The sequence below is a fragment of the Blastococcus sp. SYSU D00813 genome, from assembly GCF_054050735.1.
Map to the genome: position 1 here is coordinate 1 of NZ_JBJGZX010000018.1, position 24,998 is coordinate 24,998.

Annotated in this window: 22 protein-coding genes; 5 read left to right on the top strand and 17 right to left on the bottom strand. The window is 75.2% G+C overall.

Annotated features, from left to right (window positions below):
- Positions 1-697: 697 nt before the first annotated feature.
- The 5 genes from ruvX to ACI8AX_RS13740 all read right to left on the bottom strand — a co-directional run bounded on the left by ruvX (position 698) and on the right by ACI8AX_RS13740 (position 6,303).
- On the bottom strand, positions 698-1,378 hold the full coding sequence (gene ruvX, locus ACI8AX_RS13720) for a Holliday junction resolvase RuvX (protein ID WP_456550385.1): 681 nt from the start codon (positions 1,376-1,378) through the stop codon (positions 698-700).
- Between the two features lie 6 nt (positions 1,379-1,384).
- On the bottom strand, positions 1,385-4,075 hold the full coding sequence (gene alaS / locus ACI8AX_RS13725; protein WP_456550386.1) for an alanine--tRNA ligase: 2,691 nt from the start codon (positions 4,073-4,075) through the stop codon (positions 1,385-1,387).
- Positions 4,076-4,129: 54 nt separating this feature from the next.
- Complete coding sequence (locus tag ACI8AX_RS13730) at positions 4,130-4,417, bottom strand: hypothetical protein (RefSeq protein WP_456550387.1); 288 nt, start codon at positions 4,415-4,417, stop codon at positions 4,130-4,132.
- Positions 4,417-4,842, bottom strand: a complete 426-nt coding sequence (locus tag ACI8AX_RS13735; protein WP_456550388.1) for a DUF948 domain-containing protein — start codon at positions 4,840-4,842, stop codon at positions 4,417-4,419. The genes ACI8AX_RS13730 and ACI8AX_RS13735 overlap by 1 nt, the downstream gene beginning before the upstream one ends.
- Before the next feature lie 114 nt (positions 4,843-4,956).
- Complete coding sequence (locus tag ACI8AX_RS13740) at positions 4,957-6,303, bottom strand: replication-associated recombination protein A (protein ID WP_456550389.1); 1,347 nt, start codon at positions 6,301-6,303, stop codon at positions 4,957-4,959.
- A gap of 2 nt (positions 6,304-6,305) precedes the next feature.
- Here ACI8AX_RS13740 and ACI8AX_RS13745 point away from each other — a divergent pair, with 2 nt between their 5' ends.
- Positions 6,306-7,229, top strand: coding sequence for an aldo/keto reductase (locus ACI8AX_RS13745; protein ID WP_456550390.1), 924 nt, complete (start codon positions 6,306-6,308; stop codon positions 7,227-7,229).
- A gap of 98 nt (positions 7,230-7,327) precedes the next feature.
- On the opposite strand, the gene ACI8AX_RS13750 is transcribed toward ACI8AX_RS13745, so the two are convergent.
- The 3 genes from ACI8AX_RS13750 to ACI8AX_RS13760 form a co-directional block, all read right to left on the bottom strand.
- The gene (locus ACI8AX_RS13750; RefSeq protein WP_456550391.1) at positions 7,328-8,233 is read right to left on the bottom strand and encodes a hypothetical protein; all 906 of its coding nucleotides are present in this window, start codon (positions 8,231-8,233) and stop codon (positions 7,328-7,330) included.
- Between the two features lie 156 nt (positions 8,234-8,389).
- Entirely contained in the window at positions 8,390-9,346 is a 957-nt protein-coding gene (locus ACI8AX_RS13755; protein ID WP_456550392.1) for a hypothetical protein, read from the bottom strand.
- Positions 9,343-10,434, bottom strand: coding sequence for a pyridoxal-phosphate-dependent aminotransferase family protein (locus tag ACI8AX_RS13760; protein ID WP_456550393.1), 1,092 nt, complete (start codon positions 10,432-10,434; stop codon positions 9,343-9,345). Before ACI8AX_RS13760 ends, ACI8AX_RS13755 begins: the two co-directional genes overlap by 4 nt.
- Positions 10,435-10,471: 37 nt before the next feature.
- On the opposite strand from ACI8AX_RS13760, the gene ACI8AX_RS13765 reads away from it, so the two are divergent.
- A complete protein-coding gene (locus tag ACI8AX_RS13765) occupies positions 10,472-10,948 on the top strand; it encodes an ASCH domain-containing protein (protein ID WP_456550394.1) in 477 nt (158 codons plus the stop codon).
- Positions 10,949-11,048: 100 nt separating this feature from the next.
- Here the strand turns inward: ACI8AX_RS13765 and aspS are convergent, their stop codons facing one another.
- The 4 genes from aspS to ACI8AX_RS13785 are packed head-to-tail and all read right to left on the bottom strand — an operon-like array spanning position 11,049 to position 15,798.
- Positions 11,049-12,827, bottom strand: coding sequence for an aspartate--tRNA ligase (aspS, locus tag ACI8AX_RS13770; protein WP_456550395.1), 1,779 nt, complete (start codon positions 12,825-12,827; stop codon positions 11,049-11,051).
- Positions 12,828-12,860: 33 nt separating this feature from the next.
- Positions 12,861-13,847, bottom strand: a complete 987-nt coding sequence (locus ACI8AX_RS13775) for an aldo/keto reductase (RefSeq protein WP_456550396.1) — start codon at positions 13,845-13,847, stop codon at positions 12,861-12,863.
- On the bottom strand, positions 13,844-15,109 hold the full coding sequence (hisS, locus tag ACI8AX_RS13780) for a histidine--tRNA ligase (protein WP_456550397.1): 1,266 nt from the start codon (positions 15,107-15,109) through the stop codon (positions 13,844-13,846). The genes ACI8AX_RS13775 and hisS overlap by 4 nt, the downstream gene beginning before the upstream one ends.
- Positions 15,106-15,798 carry an MBL fold metallo-hydrolase gene (locus ACI8AX_RS13785; RefSeq protein ID WP_456550398.1) on the bottom strand — a complete coding sequence of 231 codons (693 nt, stop codon included), beginning with the start codon at positions 15,796-15,798 and terminating at the stop codon, positions 15,106-15,108. The genes hisS and ACI8AX_RS13785 overlap by 4 nt, the downstream gene beginning before the upstream one ends.
- Positions 15,799-16,032: 234 nt before the next feature.
- Here ACI8AX_RS13785 and ACI8AX_RS13790 point away from each other — a divergent pair, with 234 nt between their 5' ends.
- From ACI8AX_RS13790 to ACI8AX_RS13800, 3 genes are read left to right on the top strand one after another with little or no spacing between them, the layout of a single operon-like run.
- On the top strand, positions 16,033-16,869 hold the full coding sequence (locus ACI8AX_RS13790; RefSeq protein ID WP_456550399.1) for a peptidylprolyl isomerase: 837 nt from the start codon (positions 16,033-16,035) through the stop codon (positions 16,867-16,869).
- Positions 16,866-17,558, top strand: coding sequence for a peptidylprolyl isomerase (locus ACI8AX_RS13795; protein WP_456550400.1), 693 nt, complete (start codon positions 16,866-16,868; stop codon positions 17,556-17,558). The genes ACI8AX_RS13790 and ACI8AX_RS13795 overlap by 4 nt, the downstream gene beginning before the upstream one ends.
- Positions 17,555-18,148 (top strand): DUF3105 domain-containing protein, encoded by a 594-nt coding sequence (locus tag ACI8AX_RS13800; RefSeq protein WP_456550401.1) that lies wholly within the window; start codon positions 17,555-17,557, stop codon positions 18,146-18,148. The genes ACI8AX_RS13795 and ACI8AX_RS13800 overlap by 4 nt, the downstream gene beginning before the upstream one ends.
- A 62-nt stretch (positions 18,149-18,210) precedes the next feature.
- Here ACI8AX_RS13800 and ACI8AX_RS13805 read toward each other — a convergent pair whose 3' ends face one another.
- The 5 genes from ACI8AX_RS13805 to yajC all read right to left on the bottom strand — a co-directional run bounded on the left by ACI8AX_RS13805 (position 18,211) and on the right by yajC (position 24,856).
- Positions 18,211-20,682 (bottom strand): RelA/SpoT family protein, encoded by a 2,472-nt coding sequence (locus ACI8AX_RS13805; RefSeq protein WP_456550402.1) that lies wholly within the window; start codon positions 20,680-20,682, stop codon positions 18,211-18,213.
- Positions 20,683-20,792: 110 nt separating this feature from the next.
- Complete coding sequence (locus tag ACI8AX_RS13810) at positions 20,793-21,386, bottom strand: adenine phosphoribosyltransferase (protein ID WP_456550403.1); 594 nt, start codon at positions 21,384-21,386, stop codon at positions 20,793-20,795.
- A complete protein-coding gene (secF, locus tag ACI8AX_RS13815; protein ID WP_456550404.1) occupies positions 21,383-22,774 on the bottom strand; it encodes a protein translocase subunit SecF in 1,392 nt (463 codons plus the stop codon). The genes ACI8AX_RS13810 and secF overlap by 4 nt, the downstream gene beginning before the upstream one ends.
- Complete coding sequence (gene secD / locus ACI8AX_RS13820) at positions 22,771-24,507, bottom strand: protein translocase subunit SecD (RefSeq protein WP_456550405.1); 1,737 nt, start codon at positions 24,505-24,507, stop codon at positions 22,771-22,773. Before secD ends, secF begins: the two co-directional genes overlap by 4 nt.
- A gap of 7 nt (positions 24,508-24,514) precedes the next feature.
- Entirely contained in the window at positions 24,515-24,856 is a 342-nt protein-coding gene (gene yajC / locus ACI8AX_RS13825) for a preprotein translocase subunit YajC (protein WP_456550406.1), read from the bottom strand.
- Positions 24,857-24,998 lie beyond the last annotated feature (142 nt).

The following is a 24,998-nucleotide window of genomic DNA, read 5'->3' on the forward strand; positions in this document are numbered from 1 at the left end:
CCCCCCCCCCCCCCCCCCCCCCCCCCCCCCCCCCCCCCGCCCCCCCCCCCCCCCCCCCCCCCCCGCCCCCCCCCCCCCCCCCCCCCCCCCGGGCCCCCCGCCACGGCGTCGTCGTGGTGGTGCACGTCGTCGTGGTGGTCGTCGTGGTGGTCGTCGTCGTCGGCGAGGACCTCGAGGCCGCCGGTGGCGTCGTCGTCGTGGTGCTCGTGCGCGTCGTGCTCGTAGGGCTCCTGCCGGTCGGCACCCGCGCCGGGGACGGGCGGCGGGGGCAGCGGCGAGCCGACCGCCGGCTGGGCGACGGTGGCCTCGTCGTCCGGCGGCACGTCGGTGCGCCGCTGCAGCCGGGACCAGGTCCCCACCGGGCGCGGGGGCAGCGGCGCGCTGGGGTGCGTACCGGCCGGGGCCGGCGGCTCCGGCGGGACGTCGCCGAGGCCGGGCATGCGGCCGGTGCGGTCGTCCTCGCCGGGCGAGGAGTGGCGGGCGTAGTCGGCGATCGGGAAGTCGGCCGCGTGCTCGCGGTCGATGACGCCCGCGCGGCGCCGCGGCGGCGCGGCCGGTGCGGGGCCGATGGTCGTCGGCGGCTCCGGTCGCGCGGGGGCCTGCTGGCGCGGCAGCCCGGCGGCCCAGGCGCTCAGCGACTGGCCGGCACCGTCGGTCCGGGCGTGCCGACCCCGCCCACCGGGCGGGGTCGGGAAACTCACGAGCGCCCCCGCTGGGCGTCGAGATAGGCCTGGAGGATGACCACGGCGGCCGCCTGGTCGATCACGGGGCGCTGCTGGCGGCTGTCGAGCCCGCTCGCCCGCAGGGAACCGGCTGCAGTCACGGTGGAGAGCCTTTCGTCGACGAGGTGCACGGGCACGGACCCGATGCGCCCGGCCAGGGCCCGAGCGTAGGCACGGGCCTCGCGGGCCGAGGCGCCCGACGCACCCGAGAGGTGGCGCGGCTCCCCCACGATCACCTCTGTCACCTCGTGTTCCACCACGAGCGCGGCGATGCGGTCCAGGTCGGACTCGTCGCGGGCCCGCTGCACGGTCTCCAGCGGGCTGGCCAGCGTGCCGGTCGGGTCCGACAGCGCCACGCCGACGCGCACCGTGCCGACGTCGAGGCCGAGCCGGCGGCCCTGCCGGCCGCGGCGCGGCGGCAGCGGCGGCAGCCCCGCGGGCAGGCCCTTCGACAGGTCGATCTCGGTGGTCTCGTTGCGCACCGGCGGGAAGCCGGCCGCGCGCAGGTCGATCTCCGTCGTGGCGTGGTGCACCGGCTGGTCCTGCGTCGGCGGCTGGCCGCCCGGCCGCGGTCGCGCCGGCGGGACGGCGGGGCGCTGCACGCGCCGCTCGCCGACCGGACCGGTCTCCTCGGGGTCCCAGCGCTGCTCGGGCATCTCAGCTCACCTTCCGGACGCGCGGTCGCGGACCGCCTGCTCGCCGGCCGCCAGGGCCGCGGGGATGCCGCCGGGGTCGGTACCGCCCCCCTGGGCGACGTCGGCCTTGCCACCGCCGCGGCCGCCGACCGGCCCGGCGGCCGTCTTGATCAGGTCCCCGGCCGAGAGACCCCGCTCCTGCGCGGCGGGCGTGAGGGCCGCCACGAGGGCAACCTTGCCCCCGGACTCGGAGGCGAGCAAGACCACGGCGGGTCGGTCGCCCAGCCTCGCGCGGACGTCGAGCGCCAGGGTGCGCAGGTCGCCGCCGGCCAGACCCTGCGGCGAGCCGGTGACCAGGGCGATCCCGTCGACGTCGGTGGCGCCGGCGGCCAGCGTGCCCGCGGCGGCCAGGGTCTGCTGGGCCCGCAGGTCGGCGAGCTCCCGGTCGGTCTCGCGCTGCCGGGCGAGGATGCCGCTGATGCGGTCGGCCAGGCCGTCGGCCGGGGTCTTGAGCAGCTCGCCCAGCTGGCGCACGAGGTCGCGCTCGCGGGCCAGGTAGCGGAACCCCTCCAGCCCGACCGCGGCCTCGACGCGGCGGGACCCGGAGCCGACCGAGGACTCGCCGGTGAGCGCCAGCGTGCCGATCTGGGCGCTGCCGCGCACGTGGGTGCCACCGCAGAGCTCGCGCGACCACGGGCCGCCGATCTCCACGACGCGGACCTGCTCGCCGTAGGTCTCGCCGAACAGCGCCAGCGCACCGATGGCCTGGGCCTCGGCCAGCGTCATGTAGCTGGCGGTCACGCCGTGGTCGGCGCGGACGGCGGCGTTGGCGACGTCCTCGATGTCGGTCCGCTGCTGCGCGCTGAGCGCGCCCTGCCAGGCGAAGTCCAGCCGCAGGTAGCCGGGGCGGTTGTACGAACCGGACTGCAGGGCCTGCGGGCCGAGCACCTGGCGCAGCGCGGCGTGCACCACGTGGGTGCCCGAGTGCGCCTGGCAGGCCGACAGCCGCCACTCGCGGTCGACCTGCGCGGTCAGCTCGACGCCGGCGCGCAGCTCCCCCTCGAGCACCCGCACCTGGTGGGCGACCAGGCCCTTGACCGGCCGCTGCACGTCGAGCACCTCGGCGCGGCCGCCGTCCCAGGTCAGGACGCCGGCGTCGGCCACCTGACCGCCGGACTCGGCGTAGAACGGCGTCCGGTCCAGGACGACGCGGGTCACCTCGCCGGGGCCGGCGACCGTGGCGGCGCCGTCGGAGTCGGTCAGGTCCGAGACGACGGCGAGCACGCGGGAGTCGGTCCGCAGCGCCTCGTACGCCTGCCAGTCGGTGGGCCCGTGCTCGGCCAGCAGCCGGCGGTAGGCCAGGACGTCGACCGAGCCGGTGCGCTTGGCGCGGGCGTCGGCGCGGGCGCGGTCGCGCTGCTGCTGCATGAGCGCCCGGAAGCCCGCCTCGTCGACGGTCACGCCCTGCTCGGCGGCCATCTCGAGGGTGACGTCGATCGGGAAGCCGTAGGTGTCGTGCAGGGAGAACGCCTGCTCCCCGGTCAGCGAGGGCGCCCCCGCGGCCTTGGCCTCGCGCACGGCGGTGTCGAACAGCGCGGTGCCCGAGCTCAGGGTGCGGCGGAAGGCCTCCTCCTCGGCGTAGGCGACCGAGGAGATGCGGGCGAAGTCGGTGGCCAGCTCGGGGTAGCTCGGGCTCATCGCGTCGCGGGACACCGGCAGCAGCTCCGGCAGCGTGGCCTCGTCGACGCCGAGCAGCTTCATCGAGCGGACGGCGCGGCGCAGCAGCCGGCGCAGGATGTAGCCCCGGCCCTCGTTGCCGGGGGTGACGCCGTCGCCGATGAGCATCAGGCCGCTGCGCACGTGGTCGGCGACGACCCGCAGCCGCACGTCGGCGTCGTGGTCCTTGCCGTAGGTGATCCCGGCGAGCTCGGCGGCGCGGCGGAGCACCGGCGCGACCTCGTCGATCTCGTACATGTTGTCGACGCCCTGGAGCAGGAAGGCCACCCGCTCCAGGCCCATGCCGGTGTCGATGTTCTTCTTCGGCAGCTCGCCGAGGACGGTGAAGTCCTCCTTGCTCCGGACGTCGGCCAGCTCGTACTGCATGAAGACGAGGTTCCAGATCTCCAGGAACCGGTCGCCGCCGGTGTCGACCAGCGGGCCGCCGTCGGGCCCGAACTCCGGGCCGCGGTCGTAGTAGATCTCCGAGCACGGACCGCCGGGCCCGTCGGCCCCGGTGTGCCAGTAGTTGTCCTTCTTGCCCAGCCGCTGGATCCGCTCGACCGGCAGGCCGGCGATGCGGTGCCAGGCCTCGGCGGCCTCGTCGTCGTCCAGGTAGACGGTGACCCAGATGCGCTCGGGGTCGAAGCCCAGCCCGCCGTCGTCCAGGCGCCCGGTCACCAGCTCCCAGGCGTGCCGGATCGCCCCCTCCTTGAAGTAGTCGCCGAAGGAGAAGTTGCCGTTCATCTGGAAGAACGTGCCGTGCCGGGTGGTCTTGCCCACCTCCTCGATGTCGAGGGTGCGGACGCACTTCTGCACGCTGGTCGCGCGCGGGAACGGCGCCGGCTCGCGGCCGGTCAGGTACGGGATGAACGGCACCATGCCGGCGACGGTGAACAGCAGCGACGGGTCCGGCGAGACCAGCGACGCGCTGGGGACGACGGTGTGGCCGCGGGCGGCGAAGTGCTCGAGGAAGCGGCGGCGGATCTCGGCGGTCTGCATGTCCTACTCGGGGTTCTCAGGGGTGGGGCGCCGGGTGCCGCGGCGCCGCGGAGGTCAGCGGGCGGACGGCGGAGCGCTGTGCCGGCCGGGCAGCTCGACGGCGCCGCGCTCGGGCAGCGGCGCGTCCAGTCCGGTACCCGACCGCAGCTCGTCCTCACGCGCCGCGGCGGCGGCCCGGACGTCGGCGCCGAACTCGCCGATCGCGTCGGCGAGGTCGCGCAGCCCCTCGACCAGGGCGCCGGCGAGGCTCTGCGGGGTGAGCTTCTCCGCGGCGGCCGACAGCTTGCGGACGACGAGGGCGCCGATGGTGATCCCCATGGCGAGCCAGAACAGCCGGCGCATCAGGCGGCCCGCCGGGCGGCCCGGCGCGCGCGGCGCGCCTCCTTGTCCCGCTGGGCGGCCTCGGCGACCGCCTGGCCCTCGCGGCGCTTGCGCGCGGCGCTGCGGACGCCGTAGCTGAAGGCCGCGACCTTGATCAGCGGGCTGCCCAGGGTGGCGGCCACGACGCTGGTCAGCGCGGCCACGTTGCTGGAGACGTTCGCGGCGTTGCCGGTGATGTCGTCGACCCGCTCGAGGTTGCTGTTGACGTGGGTGACCGTGGTGGTCGCCTGCGCCAGGATCGGCTGGCTCTGCTCGCGGACCTGGCGGATGGTCAGCGTCGTCTCGTCGAGCGTGCGGCCCAGCTTGAGCAGCGGGACGGCCAGCAGTACGACCAGCAGCACCAGCGCCAGGGCTGCGATGAGTCCGGCCCACTCTCCTGCGGACACGCGCGGTCTCCTGTTCGTCGGTTGGCTTGCGGCCGGGCACCGTTCCCCGGCGGGATCACAGTAGTCGGCGGGCCCCCCGGGCCGTGCCGCCCGCGGGAGAGGTGGGGCTGGTGGTCAGCGGCCGCGGCGCAGGATGGCCCGCAGCTTCGGCAGGCGGGCCGCGATCGGCCCCTCGGCCCCGCGCTGGGTGGGCCGGTAGTAGTCGCGGCCGACCAGGGCGTCGGGCGGGTACTGCTGGGCGACGATCCCGTCGGGGGCGTCGTGCGGGTACCGGTAGGTGCCGCCGTGCCCGAGCTTCTTCGCGCCCGCGTAGTGGGCGTCGCGCAGCCCGGGCGGCACCGGCCCGGCCAGGCCCGCCCGGACGTCGGCGACGGACTCGCCCATCGCGACGGTGACCGCGTTGGACTTCGGTGCGGTGGCCAGGTGGACGACGGCGTGGGCGAGCGGGAAGTGGCCCTCGGGCATGCCGATCATCTGGACCGCCTGCGCCGCGGCGACGGCGGTCTGCAGCGCCGTCGGGTCGGCCATGCCGATGTCCTCGCTGGCGGAGATGACCAGCCGCCGGGCGATGAAGCGCGGGTCCTCCCCCGCCTCGACCATCCGGGCCAGGTAGTGCAGCGCCGCGTCGACGTCGCTGCCGCGGATGGACTTGATCAGCGCGCTGGCGACGTCGTAGTGCTGGTCGCCCTGCCGGTCGTAGCGGACCGCCGCCTGGGCGACCGCCGTCTCCAGCGTGGCGAGGTCGATCTCACCGGCGCCCGCGGCGACCGCCGCGCCGGCACCGGACTCCAGCGCGGTCAGCGCCTTGCGGCCGTCGCCGCCGGCGATGCGCACCAGGTGCTCCTCGGCCTCCGGGCTGAGCGTGACGGCGCCGTCGAGGCCGCGGTCACTGGTGAGCGCCCGGTGCAGCAGGGCGCGGACGTCGTCGTCGGCCAGCGGCTGCAGGGCCAGCACGAGGCTGCGCGACAGCAGCGGGCTGACCACGGAGAAGAAGGGGTTCTCGGTGGTGGCGGCGATCAGGCTGACGATGCGGTCCTCGACCGCCGACAGCAGCGAGTCCTGCTGGGTCTTGGAGAAGCGGTGCACCTCGTCGATGAACAGCACGGTGCGCCGGCCGGCGTAGGTGAGCTCCCGCTTGGCGGCGGTGATGACCGCGCGGACCTCCTTGACCCCGGAGTCCAGCGCCGACAGCTGCACGAACTGACGACTGGTGGCCAGGGAGATGACGTGCGCCAGGGTGGTCTTGCCGGTGCCCGGCGGGCCGTAGAGGACCAGCGACATCGGCTCGTCGGCCTCGACCAGCCGGCGCAGCGGCGAGCGCGGGCCGAGCAGGTGCTGCTGGCCGACGACCTCGTCGAGGGAGCGCGGCCGCATCCGCACCGCCAGCGGCGCCCCCGGGTCGACGGCGGCGGGCCCGCCCGCCGCCGTGGCGCCGGCCGGCTCGTCGAACAGCGAACTCACGGGTGACGACGCTACCCGCGGGGAACGACGGTCTGGTCGCCTACGAGAGGGTCCCCGTGCAGCAGCGCACCATCGGCAACGACACCGTCGGCCGCGTGTCCGTCAGCGCCATCGGGCTGGGCGCGATGCCCCTGTCCACCAAGACCGACCGGCCCACGCCGGAGCAGGCCGAGGCGGTGGTGCACGCCGCCCTGGACGCCGGGGTCACGCTGATCGACACCGCCGACGCCTACGCCCACGACGAGGCGGAGTTCGGCCACAACGAGGAGCTGGTCGCGCGGGCGCTGCGCTCCTACGGCGGCGGCACGGACGGCGTCCTCGTCGCGACCAAGGGCGGGCACACCCGGCACGGCACCGACTGGGACCTCGACGGCAGCCCCGGCTACCTCCGGCGGGCCTGCGAGGGGTCGCTGCGCCGGCTGGGCGTCGAGGCGATCGACCTGTACCAGTTCCACCGCCCCGACCCCGACACCCCGTGGGAGGAGTCGATGGCCGGGCTGCGGGCGCTGTACGACGCCGGGCTCGTGCGCACGGTCGGCGTCTCCAACGCCGACATCGCCCAGATCGACGTCGCCCGCTCGGTGCTGGGCGACGCGCTGGTGGCGGTGCAGAACCAGTTCTCCCCCGGCTGGCGCTTCTCCGCCGACGAGCTCGCCCACTGCGCCGGGCACGGCCTGGCGTTCATCCCCTGGAGCCCCTTCGGCGGGGTGACGGCCGCCGGCTCGCTCGACGCCACCGCGCCGGCCTTCGCCGAGGTCGCCGCCGAGCTCGGGGTGTCGGTGTACCAGGTGACGCTGGCCTGGCACCTGGCGCAGGCCGACGTCGTGCTGCCGATCCCCGGCGCCTCGCGGCCGGCGTCGATCACCGACTCCGCCGCCGCGGCCGAGCTCACCCTGAGCGCGGAGCAGCTCGCGCGCCTGGGCTGAGCGCCCCGCCGTCTGTCCCGCTGTGTCCCGCCGTGATCATGGGCGTCGTGCCGCTCGGGCCGGCGTGTCCGCGCGTGTCGCCGGCAACGCGCCCATGATCACGAGCGGGGAGCTGCCCGCAGGTCCCGCCACCCGCGGCTGACCAACGCCCGGCGGGTCCGGTCGACCACCACCCCGGGACCTCCGAGGTGCCGCCCGGCGAAGCGCAGCACCAGCCACCCGTCGGCGGCCATGAGCGAGTAGCGGTCCACGTCCCGGCCGAACTGCTCCGGGTCGGCGTGCTGACGCCCCTCGTACTCGACCGCGACGCGGTACCGCTCGTAGCCGACGTCCGCGTGCGCCACCTCCCGGCCCCACCGGTCCCGCACCGGGACCTGGACGTCGGGCGCCGGGAGGTCGCTGGTGGCCAGCCAGTAGCGGATGAGGCTCTCCGGCCGCGACCTCGCCTCCGCCGAGAGCAAGGGAGCACACTCCCGGGCGCGGACGACGCCCTTGACGCGGTCGGCCAGCGCGAGGCGGGCCGCGAGTGCGGCCTCGTCCATGCGTCCCTGCCGCAGCAGGGCGTCCCCCACGGCCACGAGTTCCTGCGGTGGGAGGTGCAGGGCGAGGTCGAGGAAGGTCCGGGCGCCGGAGGTGACCCTCAGCCCGGCCGCCTCGACGACGTCTCCCGCGAGCAGCGCCCGCTCGTGCACGACGAGACCGCGGCGGCGGGGCGGCACCGGACGAGGGGTCAGGACGACGTGCACATCGGGCGCCCGGAGCTCGCGGCAGAGGCCGTCGTCGGCGCCGAGCAGCGCGACCGCCGTCTGCATCCCGAAGGCGGCGTCCGCCGGCAGCAGGCGGGTCCAGGCGGAGCAGCGCGCGGCCAGCGTCGCCGGCGCGGCCCGCGAGAGGTACAGGCCGTGACCGAGTCGGACGCCGTCCGCCGCGATCTGCCGGCGGCGTGCCCCCGCCTCCCGCGCTCGTCTCCAGGTGTAGGCCAGGGGCAGCTCGACGTCGTCCACGGCAGGGACGGTGCGTGCTCCGCGCCGACTCCCGTGGCCGAGTGACCGCGCTGTGGAGCGTCGCCGCCCCTGTGGACGGCGCTGGTCCTCGCGATCATGGGCATCGTGCCGCCGACACGCTGCGACGCGCTGGAGCGAGCGGCAAAGTGCCCATGATCACGGCGAGGGGGCTGGCGAAGGGGCGGCTGGTGACGACGTCGACGCGCGAGAACGCGCGGCGAGGGCGGCCGAGACCAGCAGCGCGCCGAGGACGGCCACCACCCACGGGACGAGGTCCCGCGCGCCGGGCTCGGCCGCCAGCCCGAACACCTGCCAGGCGCCCGCCAGGGCGTCCAGCAGGGTGTCCGGAAGACCGGCGCCGGGTCGCAACGCCGGCTCGAGGTAGGCCGTGGCGGTCAGCGCGGGCCCGGCGGACCAGGCCAGCAGCACCACCGCCGGCCACCACAGCAGGTGGACCGGCGGCCGCAGCCCGGCGGCGACGAGTGCCAGCGCGAGCACGGCCGCCCCGCTCCAGGAGACGAGCCGGCCGATCCCGGTGGACGCCTCCGGTCCGGTCACGGCGAACACGACCGACGACAGCCAGGACGGCGTGAGCCCCGCCAGCACCCCCAGGGCCAGCGCGAGCCCGCCGCGGCCGAGCAGCGCCAGCGAGCCGGCCAGCCACCCGGCCGCGGCGGCACCGACCGCGACCGCGGTCAGGCCGGTGAGCACCACCGGGTCGGCGGCGAAGGTCCCGGCGGCCGTGTCGCGCACCGCGGCCGAGGACTGCACGAGCGTGACGAGGACCGCGAGCGCCACCCCGCCGGCGGTCGCGGCGAGCCCCCGCCCGCGCCGCTCGGCCAGCCGGGCGAGCAGGCCCGCGGCGACGCCGCCGGCCAGGGCGCCGAGCACCAGCCCGCTGAGCCTCGAGGCGTCGAAGGGGACGGCCGTCGCGCCCCCGGCGTCCAGCCCGGCCAGGGTCAGCAGCCACCACAGGTGCCCGCCGACCCACCACACCGCGGCCGCCAGCGGCAGCAGGGCCAGGGCGGGCAGCCGCCGCGACCGGGCCGGGAGCGCGCCGTCCGGCGCCGGGTCCGCCGCCGGGGCGGCGGCCGCGGGGACCGGCAGCGTCACCGGCCGAGGACCTCGCGGAGGGCGGCGAGCACCAGCGCCACCTTCTCCGGCCGGGCGTTGGCGCCCATGAGGCCGATCCGCCACACAGTGGCCGCGTAGGCACCGACGCCGCCACCGATCTCCAGGTCGTAGCGCTCGAGCAGCTCCGCGCGGACCGCCGCCGAGTCGACGCCCTCGGGCACCCGCACCGTGGTGAGCTCCGGCAGCCGGTGCCCCTCGGCGGCGAACAGCTCCAGGCCCAGCTCGGCCAGCCCCTCGTGCAGCAGCCGGCCGGCCTCGGCGTGCCGGGCGTGCACGGCGTCCAGGCCCTCGTCGAGGATCCGGCCCAGCGCGGCGTGCAGGGACACGACCATGCCGGTGGGCGCGGTGTGGTGGTAGGTGCGCCCACCGGTGCCGGCGGCCTCGCCGGCGTAGCCGCCGAGCATGCCGAGGTCCAGGTACCAGCTCTGCGGCTTCTCGATCCGCCGCTCCCACGCCCGGTCGCCGATGGTGAACGGCGCGAGGCCCGGCGCGACGCCGAGGCACTTCTGCGAGCCGGAGTAGGCGAGGTCGACGCCCCAGTCGTCCAGCCGCACCGGGATGCCGCCGAGTGAGGTCACGCAGTCGGCGAGCAGCAGGGCGTCGCCCTTGCCCGAGGCCAGCGGCTCCAGGTCGGACCGGACGCCGGTGGAGGTCTCGGCGTGGACCGCGGCGACCAGCTTCGGCGACGGGTGCGCGGCCAGCACCCGCTCGGCGTCGACCGGCTGTCCCCACTCGTGGTCGACCCGCACGACCTCGGCGCCGCAGCGGGAGGCGACGTCGACCATGCGCTCGCCGAACAGGCCGTTGACGGCCACCACGACGACGTCCCCAGGGCCGACGGTGTTGACGAAGGCCGCCTCCATCCCCGCAGAGCCGGTCGCCGACAGCGGGAGGGTGCGCCGGTTCGCCGTCCCGAAGACCTCGCGGAGCCGGTCGGAGGTCTCGTCCAGGATCCCGAGGAAGACCGGGTCGAGGTGGCCCAGCAGCGGCTGCCCGAGGGCGACCGTGGCCTCCGGGTAGGGGTTGGACGGGCCGGGACCGAGCAGGGTGCGGGCGCGCAGCGGCATGCTGCGCAACGTACCGAGAGGGACGACGAGGAGCCCGATGACACCGCAGGCCGAGAGCCTCTGGGCCGCCTACCAGGCGACCCGCACCGCGCCCGCCCCGCCCGAGGAGCCGCCGGACGTCGAGCGGCTCGGTGACAGCCCCGCCCTGAACGACGCGCTGCTGGCCCTGGTCCTGGCGGGCACCAAGCGGGCCACGGCCGGGCTGGTCGCCGACTTCACCGACCACGGGCGACCGCTGCCGCGCATCGGGGCCCACTGGCTGGTCGCCGACGGCGCCGGCGTGCCGCGGTGCGTGCTGCGCTCCAGCGAGTTGCGGATCGGGCCGCTGCACAGCGTCGACGACGCGTTCGCGTTCGACGAGGGCGAGGGCGACCGGACCCGGCAGAGCTGGCTGGACGGCCACCTGCGCTACTTCACGCGCACGCTCGAGGCCCGCGGGCGGAGGTGGTCCGACGACCTGGAGGTGGTGTTCGAGCGCTTCGTCGTCGTCTGGCCGCGCGAGGTCGCCGACTGACGCGGGGGCGGCGAGCCGGGGCTGCGGCTCCTGCGGTGCCCCTCGTCCCGTCGCGGTGCTGCGAGCGCCGCAGGAGCACGGGGGACACCGCAGGAGCGGCTCAGCCCTTCGTCGGGTCGGACGGGCCGGGGGCGCCGGGCTCGCCGGGGAGCGGGGGCTCCTCCGGCTCGGCGTCGATGCCGGCCTCCTTGCGCTGCGCCTCGGTGATCGGCGTCGGCGCGCCGGTGAGCGGGTCGAAGCCCGCGCCGGTCTTCGGGAAGGCGATGACCTCGCGGATCGACTCGACGCCGGCCAGCAGCGCGGTCAGCCGGTCCCAGCCGAGCGCGGCGCCGGCGTGCGGCGGCGGGCCGTAGGCGAAGGCCTCGAGGAAGAAGCCGAACCGCTCGCGGGCCTCCTCGCGGGACATCCCCAGGGTCTCGAACACCCGCTCCTGCAGCGCGGCGTCGTGGATGCGCACCGAGCCGCTCATCACCTCGTTGCCGTTGATCACCATGTCGTAGGCGTCGGACAGCGCGCCGCCCTTGTCCTCGGCGAAGCGGTCGCGCCACTCGGGGGTGGGCGAGGTGAACGGGTGGTGCATGAAGGTCCAGTCGCCGTCCTCGGTCTCCTCGAACATCGGGAAGTCGACGACGAACAGGAACGACCAGGTGCCCGGCTGGATGAGCTCCAACCGCTTGGCGATCTCGTTGCGGGCGGCGCCGAGCAGCTCCTGCGAGGTGCGGCGGGCGCCGGCGGCGAAGAAGACGCAGTCGCCGGGCTCGGCACCGACGGCCTCGACCAGCCCGGACCGCTCGGCCTCGGAGATGTTCTTGGCCACCGGCCCGCCGAGCGTGCCGTCCTCGGCGATCGTCACGTAGGCCAGGCCGCGGGAGCCGCGGGAGCGGGCCCAGTCCTGCCAGGCGTCGAACGCGCGCCGCGGCTGCGAGCCGCCGCCGGGCATGACCACCGCGCCGACGTAGGGCGCCTGGAACACCCGGAACGGGGTGTCGGCGAAGAACTCCGTCAGCTCGGTCAGCTCGATGCCGAAGCGCAGGTCGGGCTTGTCGGAGCCGAAGCGGTCCATGGCCTCGCGGTAGGTCATCCGCGGGATCTCGGGCACCTCGTAGGAGGCGAGCTCACGCCACAGCGAGCGGACGACGTCCTCGGCGATCGCCAGGACGTCGTCGCGCTCGACGAAGCTCATCTCGAAGTCCAGCTGGGTGAACTCCGGCTGCCGGTCGGCGCGGAAGTCCTCGTCCCGGAAGCAGCGGGCGATCTGGTAGTAGCGCTCGAGCCCACCGATCATCAGCAGCTGCTTGAACAGCTGCGGTGACTGGGGCAGCGCGTACCACTTGCCCGGCTGCAGGCGCACCGGGACGACGAAGTCGCGGGCACCCTCGGGGGTGGAGCGGGTCAGCGTCGGCGTCTCCACCTCGGCGAAGCCGTGGCCGGCCATCACGGTCCGGGCGATCCGGTTGACCTCGCTGCGCAGCCGGATGATCCGGGCCGGGTCCTGACGGCGCAGGTCCAGGTAGCGGAAGCGGTAGCGGACGTCGTCGGAGGCCGGGGAGTCGGTCTCGATCGGGAACGGCAGCGGCGCGGCCGCCGACAGCACCCGCAGCGCGGTGGCGACGACCTCGATCTCGCCGGTGGGCAGCTCGGGGTTCTCGTTGCCCGCCGGCCGCTGCCGGACCTCACCGGTGATCAGCACGCAGTACTCGTTGCGGAGGGCGTGCGCCTCCTCCTCGCGGACGACGACCTGCACGTAGCCGGAGGCGTCGCGCAGGTCGAGGAAGACCACGCCGCCGTGGTCGCGGCGGCGGGCGACCCAGCCGGCGAGGGTGACCTGCGAGCCGGCGTCGGAACCGCGGAGGGTGCCGGCGTCATGGGTGCGGAGCACGGGGGATCTCTCTCTGTGGTGGGGAGGTCGGGGTTACCAGCGGTCGTGCACGTGCGCGCGGATGCGCTCGTCGTACACCCGCTCGAGGTCGGCGAGCTGGCCCTCGGTCAGGCGGGGCAGGCCGGCGGCGGCGACGTTGCCGCGCACCTGCTCCACGTCGCGCGCCCCGGGGATCACGGTGGTGACCCCGGGCTGGTCGATCACCCAGCGCAGCGCGAACGCCGCCGTCGGGGCCTCCCCGGCGATCTCCGCGACCTCGCGGGCGGCGGCGACGCCCACCTCGAACGGCACGCCGGCGAAGGTCTCGCCGACGTCGAAGGCCTCGCCGTTGCGGTTGAAGTTCCGGTGGTCGTCGGCGGGGAACGTCGTCGACTCGTCGTACTTGCCGGTCAGCAGACCGCTGGCCAGCGGCACGCGGGCCAGGATCCCGACCTCGGCGGCCTGCGCCGCGGGCAGCAGCTCCTCCAGCGGCTTGCGCCGGAACACGTTCAGGATCACCTGGATCGTCGCGACGCCGGGGTGCTGCAGCGCCGTCAGCCCCTCGGCGACGGTCTCCACCGAGACGCCGTAGGCGGCGATCGACCCGTCGGCGACGAACCCGTCGAGGGTGTCGTAGACCCGCTGGTCGGAGTAGACGGCGGTCGGCGGGCAGTGCAGCTGCACCAGGTCGAGCGTCTCGACGCCGAGGTTGCGCCGGGAGCGGTCGACCCAGGCGCGGAGGTTCTCCGGCGTGTACTGCTCGGCGGTGAAAGGGTCGGCCCGCCGGCCGGCCTTGGTCGCGACGAACGGCCGGTCCGACCGCAGCACCAGCGCCCGGCGGATCCGCTCCTCCGAGCGGCCGTCGCCGTAGACGTCGGCGGTGTCGAGCAGGGTCACCCCGGCGTCCAGCGCCGCCTCGAGCACCGCCTCGGCCGCCTCGTCGTCGACGTCGCCCCAGTCGCCGCCCAGCTGCCAGGTGCCCAGTCCCACGACGCCGACCTCGGCTCCGGTCCGGCCCAGCGGCCGCTGCTCCATGCTCATCCCCCCACCGTCGCACGTCGCAGCGCGTCGAACAGGTCGGCCACCGGGACGGCGGTCTGCTCGCCCGTGCGCAGGTCCTTGAGCTGGCCCACGCCGTCGGCCAGGTCCCGCTCGCCGATGACGACCGCGTGCGTGGCCCCCGAGCGGTCGGCGGCCTTCATCGCGCCCTTGAGGCCGCGGTCGCCGTACACGGTGTCGGCGGCGACGCCGGCCTCCCGCAGCTGACCGACCAGCCGGACGGCCAGCCGCTTGGCCTCGGCACCGAGCGGGACGACGAAGGCCTGCACCCCGGCGCTCACCCCGATGTCGAGCCCCTCGGCCTGCACGGCCAGCAGCGTGCGGTCGACGCCGACGGCGTAGCCGATGCCGGAGAGGTCCGGCCCGCCGAGCGCCGCCGACAGCCCGTCGTAGCGGCCGCCGCCACCGATGGCCGACTGCGCGCCGAGCCCGGAGTGCACGAACTCGAACGTCGTCTTCGTGTAGTAGTCCAGCCCGCGGACCAGCCGCGGCGCCTCGGTCCAGGTGACGCCGAGGTCGCTCAGGTGCTGCCGGACCGCGTCGTAGTGCGCCTTCGTCGAGTCCGACAGGTGGTCGACCATGAGCGGGGCGTCGTCCAGCTGCGCCTGCACCTCGGGCCGCTTGTCGTCGAGCACCCGCAGCGGGTTGATCGCCGCGCGCCGGCGGGTCTCCTCGTCCAGGTCCAGCTTCTCCAGGAAGGCGACCAGCAGCTCGCGGTACTGCGGCCGGCAGGTGGCGTCGCCCAGCGAGGTGAGCAGCAGCTCGAAGTCGGTCAGCCCGAGGTCGCGGAAGCCCTGCACGCCCAGCGCGACCACCTCGGCGTCCAGCGCCGGGTCGTCGACCCCGAGAGCCTCCATGTCCACCTGGGTGAAGTGCCGGTAGCGGCCGGCCTGCGGCCGCTCGTAGCGGAAGCAGGAGCCGACGGTCCACAGCTTCACCGGAAGCGCGCCGGTGTGCAGGCGGTGCTCGATGAACGCCCGCATGAGGCCGGCGGTCAGCTCGGGGCGCAGCGTGAGCGACCGGCCGCCGCGGTCGTCGAAGGTGTACATCTCCTTCGTCACGACGTCGGTGGACTCCCCGACCCCGCGGGAGAAGACGGCGGTCTCCTCGAACACCGGCGTCTCGACGTAGCCGTACCCCGCCCGCCGCAGTGGCGCGGTGAGCGCGTCGCGGACGGCCAGGAACCGCGCGGACTCCGGCGGCAGGGTGTCGAACGTGCCCTTCGGCGCGGTCAGCCCGGTCACAGGCCGCGCCCCTTCGGCGCGGGCCCCGACGCGGCCGCCTCGGCCAGGTAGGGGTTCGTCGCCCGCTCCCGGCCGATGGTGGTCGGCCCGCCGTGGCCGGGCAGCACGATCGTCTCGTCGGCCATGGGGAGGACGACGTCGCGCAGCGAGGCGAGCATCGACTGCCACGAGCCGCCGGGCAGGTCGACCCGCCCGACCGAGCCCTCGAACAGGACGTCGCCGGCGAGCAGCCCGGGCGCCTCGCCGAGGTCGAGGGAGAACACCACCGACCCCTGCGTGTGCCCCGGGGCGTGCCGGACGGTCAGCGTGACTCCGGCGAGCTCCAGCACCGCGCCGTCGTCCAGCGTCCGGACCTCCGAGGGGTCGGGCAGCCGGGCGCCGCGGATCAGCGGCGCCAGCGCGGGCCCGTGCCAGGCGACCGGGTCGCTGAGCATGCCAGTGTCGGCCGGGTGGATGTAGGCGGGGATGTCGTAGCCCTCGCAGACGGGCACCACGGAGAAGGTGTGGTCGAGGTGGCCGTGGGTGAGCACGACCGCGACCGGCTTGAGGCCGTCCTCGGCGAGCAGCTGGGACAGCGGGCCGACGGCGTCCATGCCGGGGTCGACGACGACGCACTCCTGACCCCGCCCGGTGGCGACGGCGTAGCAGTTGGTGCCGAAGGCGCCGGCCGGGAACGAGCGGATGAGCACCCGTGCAGGTTACGCGGGCGTGATCACCCCTCGCGCCGCTCGCCCCGACCCGCCCCCGACGCTGGTCTCCCCGACCCGCCCCGACGCTGGTCTCCCCGACCCGCCCCGACCCCGAGTGCCCGGGGATCCCCAGCCCGGCCGCCTAGACTCGCGAGCCGACCAGCGGGGCCCCGTCCGGGCGCGGTCGTCCGAGGCGGCCCCGCAGCACCCGCACGCCCCGAGGAGCGTCCCCCCGTGCCGAGCAACAAGCAGCGCCGGCAGGCTGCCCAGCGCCACCTGCAGCGGCAGCTCGAGCGCCGTGCCGAGCTGGCCAGGAAGCGCCGCCGCAACACGCTGGTCGCCGTCACCGCCGCGGCGGTGGTCCTGGTCGTCGGCGCGGTGCTGCTCGTGACCGGGCTCGGCGGGGACGACGACGACTCCACCGTCGCCGGCGGGACCAGCACCTCCGCCGCCGGCCCCTCGACCGGGCCCGGCGCCGAGCGGGCCGGCCAGACGACCACGGCCGGTCCGTGCACCTACACCTACGACGCCCAGGGCAGCTCCGGCGTCGCCGTCGACGCACCCTCGGGCGACCTCCCCGCCGAGGGCACGGTGACCGAGACGATGACGACCAGCGCGGGCGCGATCGGCCTCACCCTGAACCGGGCCGGGACGGCCGCGTGCGCCACGGCGAGCTTCGTCTCGCTGGCCGAGCAGGGCTTCTTCGACGGCACCCCCTGCCACCGGCTGACCACCAGCCCCGGCCTGCAGGTCCTCCAGTGCGGGGACCCCTCGGGCGTCGGCAACGGCGGGCCCGGCTACAGCTTCCCCACCCAGGTCACCGGCACCGAGACCTACCCGCGCGGCGTCGTCGCGATGGCCAACAGCGGACAGGGCACCGACGGCAGCCAGTTCTTCCTCGTCTACGGCGACAGCCTCGAGGGCAACCCGAACTACACGGTCTTCGGCACCATCGACGAGGCCGGGCTGGCGGTGCTCGACCAGATCGCCGCGGCGGGCGTCGCCGACGGGTCGACCGACGGCGCCCCGGCCACCCCGGTGACCATCGAGTCCGTGACGGCCGCGCAGTGACCCGGCCGCGCGCCGCGCTCGCGCTCTCGGCACTGGCCGCGCTGGTGCTCACCGGGTGCGGCGACGACGAGGTCTCCGGCACGGGGTCCCCGGACGGCGGCGCGGCCGGCGGAGGCGCCACCGTCTCCTGCGACTGGGTGCCCGACGGCAGCGGCGTGGACGTCGGCACCCCGCCGGAGGAGGTGCCCGCCGAGGGCAGCCGGTCGGTCGTCCTGACCCTCGGCCAGGGCGAGCTCACCCTGACGCTGGACTCCGCGGGTGCCCCCTGCGCCGCGGCGAGCACGGCCTACCTGGCCGACGCCGGCTTCTTCGACGGCAGCCCCTGCCACCGGCTGGTCGACCAGCCGACGTTCGGCGTCCTGCAGTGCGGCGACCCGACCGGCACCGGGCGCGGCGGGCCGGGCTACCGGTTCGCCGAGGAGGTCACCGCCGACACCGAGTACCCGGCCGGCTCCGTGGCGATGGCCAACAGCGGGCGGCCCGGCTCGACCGGCAGCCAGTTCTTCATCTGCTACGTCGACACCCAGCTCTCGCCCGACTACACCGTCGTCGGCACGCTGGACGACGCGGGGCTGGCCGTGGTCCAGGAGATCGCCGCGGCCGGCGACGACGGCTCGTTCGACCCCTCCCCGGGCGGCGGCGCGCCGAACGTGGACGTCGTCATCGAGTCCGCCGTGGTCGTGGCGTGAGCGCCCGCACCGCCGCCGCGCGGCTGGCCGGGGCGACGCTGGTCGCCGGCGCCGCCCTGGCCGGCTGCACCGCCACGGTCGACGGCACCGCCTCCCCCGCTGCTGCCGGCACCGGGGGCGCGGGCGGCACGGCGGACGTGCAGCGGTACGACTACGCGGCCGGGCAGGACCACGTCACCACGAGCGTCGACTACTCCGAGTCCCCGCCGGTCGGCGGGCCGCACGCCGCGGTGTGGGCGGACTGCACCGGCACGGTCTACGACGTCGACGTCCGGCACGAGAACGCCGTCCACTCCCTGGAGCACGGCGCCGTGTGGATCACCTACGACCCGGACGCGCTCTCGGCCGACGAGGTCGCGACCCTGGCCGACCTGGTCGAGGGTGTCCCGTACCGGATGCTGTCGCCCTACGAGGGGCTGGGCTCCCCGGTGAGCATCCAGGCCTGGAACCACCAGCTCACGGCCGACTCGGTCGACGACCCGCAGCTGGCGGCGTTCGCCGACGAGTTCACCCAGAACGCCGACACGACCCCCGAACCGGGCGCGACCTGCGAGAACCCGGCCTTCCTGGCCGACCCCGAGACCGCCTGAGCAAGGACCCCGCTGCCCCCCCACCGCTCGCGAGCTCGCGGCGGGCCCCTGCAGCGGGGCCGTCAGGCGGTGACGCGCTCCACGTCGAAGACGCCGTCGACGTTGCGGACGGTCTGCAGCACCGCGCCCAGGTGTGCCGGGTCGGCCAGCTCGAAGGTGAACCGGCTGATGGCCACGCGGTCCCGGCTGGTCTGCACCGAAGCCGAGAGGATGTTGACCCGCTCGTCGGCCAGGGCCTTGGTGACGTCGGAGAGCAGCCGGTGCCGGTCGAGCGCTTCCACCTGGATGGCCACGAGGAACACCGACCCCGGCGCGCTGGCCCACTCGACCTCGACCAGCCGCTCCGGCTTGCGCTGCAGGTCGGCGGCGTTGGTGCAGTCGGTGCGGTGCACGCTGACGCCGCCGCCCCGGGTGACGAAGCCGAGCACGTCGTCCCCGGGGACGGGGGTGCAGCACTTGGCGAGCTTGGCCCACACGTCGGTCATGCCGTGGACGACGATGCCGGGTTCGCCGCCGGCGGCCCGGCGCGGGCCGACGCGGCGGGTGGGGATGGCGGTCTCGGCGATGTCCTCGACCGCGCCCTCGGTGCCCCCGAGCGCCGCGATGAGCTTCTCCACCACCGACGCCGCCGACAGCTGGTTCTCCCCCACCGCGGCGTACAGGGCGGTGACGTCGGCGTAGCGCAGGTCCTTGGCGAGCGTGGACAGCGCCTCCCCGCCGAGCAGCCGCTGCAGCGGCAGGCCCGCCTTGCGCATCGCCCGGGTGAGCGCCTCCTTGCCGGCCTCGACGGCGTCCTCGCGGCGCTCCTTGGTGAACCACTGGCGGATCTTGGTGCGCGCGCGGGAGGACCCGACGAAGGCCAGCCAGTCCTTCGACGGCCCGGCGGTGGGCGACTTCGAGGTGAAGATCTCCACGACGTCGCCGTTGTTCAGCGTGCTGTCCAGCGAGACGAGCGCCCCGTTGACGCGGGCCCCGATGCACCGGTGGCCGACCTCGGTGTGCACGGCGTAGGCGAAGTCGACCGGGGTGGAGCTGCCGGGCAGGCTGACGACGTCGCCCTTCGGCGTGAAGACGAACACCTCCTGCGGGCCGAGGTCGTACCGCAGGGTCTCGAGGAACTCGCCGGGCTCCTGCGCCTCGCGCTGCCAGTCCAGCAGCTGCCGCAGCCACAGCATGTCGTCCGGCGAGCCGGCCTTGCTGGCCCCGAACTCCCCCGCGGCGGGCCGGCCGCCGGCCCGCGCCTTCTCCTTGTACTTCCAGTGCGCCGCGATGCCGTACTCGGCGGTGCGGTGCATGTCGTGCGTGCGGATCTGCAGCTCGACCGGCTTGCCCTGCGGGCCGATCACGGTCGTGTGCAGCGACTGGTACATGTTGAACTTCGGCATCGCGACGAAGTCCTTGAAGCGACCGGGCACCGGCTGCCAGTGGGCGTGCATGATGCCCAGCGCCGCGTAGCAGTCACGGACCGAGTCGACCAGGATGCGGATCCCGACGAGGTCCCAGATGTCGGTGAAGTCGCGGCCGCGCACGATCATCTTCTGGTAGATCGAGTAGTAGTGCTTCGGCCGGCCGGTGACGACGGCCTCGATGCCCGCGGCCTTGAGCTGCTCGGTCACCGACGCGGTGACCTCGGCGAGGTAGGTGTCGCGCGACGGCGCCCGCTCGGCGACCAGCCGGACGATCTCGTCGTACCGCTTCGGGTACAGCGTCGCGAACGCGAGGTCCTCGAGCTCCCACTTGATGGTGTTCATGCCCAGCCGGTGGGCCAGCGGGGCGAGGATCTCCAGCGTCTCGCGCGCCTTCTTCTCCTGCTTCTCCGGCGGGAGGAAGCGCAGCGTGCGCATGTTGTGCAGCCGGTCGGCGAGCTTGATCACCAGCACCCGCGGGTCGCGGGACATCGCCACGATCATCTTGCGGATCGTCTCGGCCTGCGCGGCGTCACCCAGCTTGACCTTGTCGATCTTGGTGACCCCGTCGACGAGGTGCGCCACCTCGGGCCCGAAGTCCCTGCTGATCGACTCCAGGGTGACGCCGGTGTCCTCCACCGTGTCGTGCAGCAGCGCCGCGATGAGCGTGGTGGTGTCCATGCCCAGGCCGGCGAGGATCGTCGACACGGCCAGCGGGTGGGTGATGTAGGGGTCGCCGCTCTTGCGCTTCTGCGTCGCGTGCGCGGCCTCGGCCACGTCGTAGGCCCGCTGCAGCACCGCCAGGTCGGCCTTGGGGTGGCTCTGCCGGTGCAGGGCCGCCAGCGGCTCGAGCACCGGGCGGACGACGGTGCTGCGCTGCCCGGCGACGATCCGCCGGGCCAGGCGGTCGCGGACGCGGCGGCGCGGCGTGCCCGGGTCGTTCTCGGCCGGCGGCTCGGAGCCGACGTCGTCGGGCCGGCGGACCAGCGGCCGGGCCGGCAGCGGCGCGCGATCGGCGGCCGGCGCGCCGGGGGGCAGCGCGGCGGGCGCTGCCGCGGACTCGGCAGCGGGCGGTACGCCCCCCGGACGCCCGGCAGCCACGTTGGTGGCGGCGGCGTCGGGGGCCACGGCGACTCCTGCGGGCTCGAGGAGGGTGGACCTCTCCCATGCTAGCCGGGTCCGCCCGCGGTCCCGCGAACGGCGGCCGGGAGTCCCCCCTCGTCGGGGGTGCGTCGCGGCTAGGTGGTCCAGAGGGAGTGCACCGTGTGCGGCGCCAGGACCTGCCGGCCGCCGAGCTCGGTGAGTTCGACGACGACCGACACCGCGGTCACCACGCCGCCCAGCTCCTCCACCAGCCCGATCGCCGCGGCCAGCGTGCCGCCGGTGGCGAGGACGTCGTCCACCACGAGGACGCGCTGGCCCGGCGTGACGGAGTCGGTGTGCATCTCCAGCGTCGCCGACCCGTACTCCAGGTCGTAGGAGGCCGACACCCGCTGCCGCGGCAGCTTGCCGGCCTTGCGGACCGGGACCACCCCGACGCCCGCGTCGAGGGCGACCGCGGCGGCGAGCAGGAAGCCGCGGGCCTCGACCCCGACGACGACGTCGAAGCCGGGGTGCGCCCCGTCGCGGGCCGAGGACAGCGCCGCCACCCGCGGGTCGACCGAGGCGGCCGAGGCCAGCCCGTCGACGACCCGGCGGAAGGCCGGGCCGTCGGCGAAGACCGGCGTCAGGTCGCGGAAGACGATCCCCGGCTCGGGGAAGTCCGGCACGTCCACGGCCAGCGAGGCGACCAGTTCGTCGAGGGGCGGCTGGGCCCCGGCGGGCTCGGTCACCGGCGCTTCTTGCCCCCGCCGCCGGCCCGGCGGCCGGCCGGCCGCTGCGGGCGCGCCCCGGGCCGCGGCGCCGCCGTGGCCCCGGACCGCGGCTCGGACGGACCCACCGACGCCGGCGACTCGACGACGACGTCGGCCTGCACCGGCCCGAGGTCCTCCTCGCGGGCCGCGGCACCGACGGCCGTCTGCCGGCGGGCCGCCGGCGAGCGGCGGGCGCTGGCCACCGGTCCCCGGCCGGGACCGGTGCCCCGGCCGGCCGCCTCGCGGGCGGCCGACGCCCGGCGGGCGAGGACCCGCTTGCGCAGGGCCTGCACCTGCGGCTCGCGCTCCTTGAGGTCGGCGACGATGGGGGTCGCCAGGACGATCGAGGAGTACGTGCCGGCCGCCAGACCCACGAAGAGCACCAGCGCGAGGTCCTTGAGCGTGCCGACGCCGAGCAGGCCGGCGCCGACGAACAGCAGCCCGGCGACGGGCAGCAGCGCGATGACCGAGGTGTTGATCGAGCGCATCAGCGTCTGGTTGACGGCGAGGTTGGCCGCCTCGCTCCACGTCATCCGGGCGGTCTTGTCCAGGTCCTTGACGTTCTCGTCGACCTTGTCGAAGACGACGACGGTGTCGTAGAGCGAGAACCCGAGGATGGTCAGGAAGCCGATGACCGTGGACGGGGTGACCTCGAAGCCGACCAGGGCGTAGACACCCGCCGTCACGACGATGTCGTGCACCAGGGCCGCCATCGCGCCGATCGCCATCTTCGGCTGGAACCGGACGGCCAGGAAGAGGCTGACGGCCACGAGGAACACGATCAGGGCGAAGATCGCCTGGTCGGTGATGTCGTCGCCCCAGTCGGCGCTCACCGACTCGGGGCTGACCTGCGACGGGTCGACGCCGGCCGCCCCGGCGACCGCCGCGACGACGTCGCGCTCGCCGTCGTTGTCCAGCTCACCGGTGCGCAGCAGGATCGTGTTGCCACCCACGATCTGGGCGGTGCTCACCTCGGCCCCGGCGTCCTCGGCCGCCTCGCGCACCTCGGTGAGCTGCTCGCTGGTGCCCGGCAGCCGGAAGCTGTTGCCGCCGACGAAGTCGATGCCGAAGTTGAAGCCCCGGAACACCACGGCGGCCAGGCAGAGGAGCACCACCACGGCGGTGATCCGGTAGACGAGGCGGCTGCGGCCGACCACGTCGAGGCCGGCCTCGCCGTTGTACAGGCGGTGCCCCAGCCCCGACAGGCGTCGGGCGCGGGGCGCGCCGGCCCGGTCGAGGCCCTCGCGCGGCAGCCCGGCGTCGGCCAGGGCCTCCTCCTCGGGGGTGACCGCGGCGTCGTCCGATGGGCCGTCCACCTCCGCGTCGGGCCCGGTCTCCAGGTCGCGATCGGCGTCGCCGCGGGTCATGAGGAACTCCTGTCCGTGCTGCCGGTGGTGCCCGCGCCGACGAGCTCGCGCCCGGACGTCCCGGACGGGTCGCGGCGCCGGGTGTGCTCCACCCGGCCGAGGCCGGAGAACCGGCTGCTGCCGAAGGACCGGAACCGGGCGAGCACCGCCATCAGGGGGTGCGTGAAGAGGAAGACGACGACCAGGTCCAGCACCGTGGACATGCCGAGGGTGAACGCGAAGCCCTTCACGTCACCGATCGCCAGCCAGTACAGGATCGCCGCGGCGAGGAAGCTGACCGCGTCGGCCGACAGGATGGTCCGCCGCGCGCGCACCCACGCCCGCGGGACGGCCGAGCGCAGCGTCCGGCCCTCCCGGATCTCGTCCTTGAGCCGTTCGAAGTAGACGACGAACGAGTCGGCGGTGATGCCGATCGAGACGATGAACCCGGCGATGCCGGCGAGGCTTAGGGTGAAGCCGATCTGCCGGCCCAGCAGCACCAGGCAGCCGTACACGACGACGGCCGACAGGACCAGGCTGGCGATCATCACCAGGCCCAGCGCCCGGTAGTAGAGCAGCGCGTAGACGAACACCAGCCCGATGCCGATCGCGCCGGCGATCAGCCCGGCCTGCAGCTGCTCCTCGCCGAGCTCGGTGGAGATCGACTGGGCCGTCGCCTGCTCGAAGGTCAGCGGCAGGGCGCCGTAGCGCAGCTGGTTGGCCAGCTCCTCGGCGCTCTCCTGGTCGAACTGGCCGGTGATGGTGGTCGGGTTGCTGGTGATGGCCGACTGGATGACCGGCGCGGAGACGACCCGCTCGTCGAGCGTGAACGCCACCTGCTCCTGCTGGTGCTCGATCGTGTAGTCGGCCCAGGTCCGCACGCCGGCGCTGTTGAAGTCCAGCAGCACGATCCACTCGCCGGTGGCCTGCTGCGTGCCGGCCTGCGCGTCCTCGATCTCCGTGCCCTCGATGATCGCCGGCCCGAGCAGGTACTTGCCCTGGCCGTCCTCGGTGCAGGCGGCGACGTAGGAGTCGGGGTCGGCCGGGAGGACGGGCTCGTCCTGCGCGTCGCAACGGAGCGCGTTGTAGGCCGGGGCGGCCTCCTCCGGGGTCGCCGCGATCGCCGGCGTCGACGGCTCCGCGGGGTCTGCCGGGGCGCCCGTGCCGGTCGGCGCGGCGGTGTCGGACGGCGTCGCGGCGTCGGTCGGCGTCGCGGTGTCCGTGGGAGCGGCGGCGTCGGTGGGCGCGGCCGTGTCGGTCGGCGCAGCCGTGTCGGTCGGCGCGGCCGTGTCGCTCGGCGCGGCCGTGTCGGTCGGCGTCGCGCTGGCCGCGGCCTCCGAGACCGTGTTGTCGAGGGTCGCGCACAGGCCCGTGAGGTCGGTGGCCGAGGGGCAGATCACCGGGCGGAAGCGCAGCTGGGCCGTCTGCCCGAGCTCCCGCGCCTGGTCACCGTCGTCCCCGGGGACGGAGATGACGATGTTGCTGTCGCCCTCGGTGACCACCTCGGCCTCGGCGACGCCGAGGCCGTTGACCCGCTGCTCGATGATCTGGCGGGCCAGCTCGAGGTCCTCGGGGTCGGGCGCGTCGCCGCCGGGGGTCTGCGCCGTCAGGGTGACCGTCGTCCCGCCCTGCAGGTCGAGGCCCAGCTGCGGGGTGCGCGAGTCGCCGGTGAAGAAGACGAGCGCGTAGAGGACGGCGACGATGAGCAGGAACGCCGCGAAGTACCGGCGCGCAGGAGCCTGGCGGGTGGCCACGGTGGGCTCAGCGGGTGGTGTCGGCGGGACCGCCGTCGACGATCCCGGGGGTGTCGTCGCCGGAGGTCGCCCCGGTGCCCGGCTCGGCACCGGCCGGCTTGCGCACCTCGAGGATCGCCTGGCGCACGAAGGTGACCACGACGCCCGGGGCCACCTCGACGTCCACGGTGGTGTCGGTCTTGCCGGCCACCGTGCCGTGGATGCCGCTCGTCGTCATGATCGGCGTCCCCGGCTGCAGGGACTCCTGCATCTGCTGCTGCTGGGCGGCCATCCGCTTGCGCTGGCGCGCCGGCATCACGATGAGCAGCACGAAGGCCAGCGCGAGCAGGATCAGAGGGAAGAACTCCACGGCAGGGGTGCCTCTCTACCGCGCCGGGACTGCGCGCGGTCGGTGCGATCCGGGACGGGACCGCTCGGGTACGTCGGCTGTCACATCACTGGGGCGCGCAGCGACCCGCCGTGGAGCGCACGGCCGGCCGGACCGTCTCCGC

Coding starts and splice junctions, on each gene's coding strand:
- ruvX (WP_456550385.1), bottom strand. CDS start 1,378: ATGCCCGAGCAGCGCTGGGACCCCGAGGAGACCGGTCCGGTCGGCGAG.
- alaS (WP_456550386.1), bottom strand. CDS start 4,075: ATGCAGACCGCCGAGATCCGCCGCCGCTTCCTCGAGCACTTCGCCGCC.
- ACI8AX_RS13730 (WP_456550387.1), bottom strand. CDS start 4,417: ATGCGCCGGCTGTTCTGGCTCGCCATGGGGATCACCATCGGCGCCCTC.
- ACI8AX_RS13760 (WP_456550393.1), bottom strand. CDS start 10,434: ATGCCGCTGCGCGCCCGCACCCTGCTCGGTCCCGGCCCGTCCAACCCC.
- ACI8AX_RS13765 (WP_456550394.1), top strand. CDS start 10,472: ATGACACCGCAGGCCGAGAGCCTCTGGGCCGCCTACCAGGCGACCCGC.
- ACI8AX_RS13775 (WP_456550396.1), bottom strand. CDS start 13,847: ATGAGCATGGAGCAGCGGCCGCTGGGCCGGACCGGAGCCGAGGTCGGC.
- secF (WP_456550404.1), bottom strand. CDS start 22,774: ATGACCCGCGGCGACGCCGATCGCGACCTGGAGACCGGGCCCGACGCG.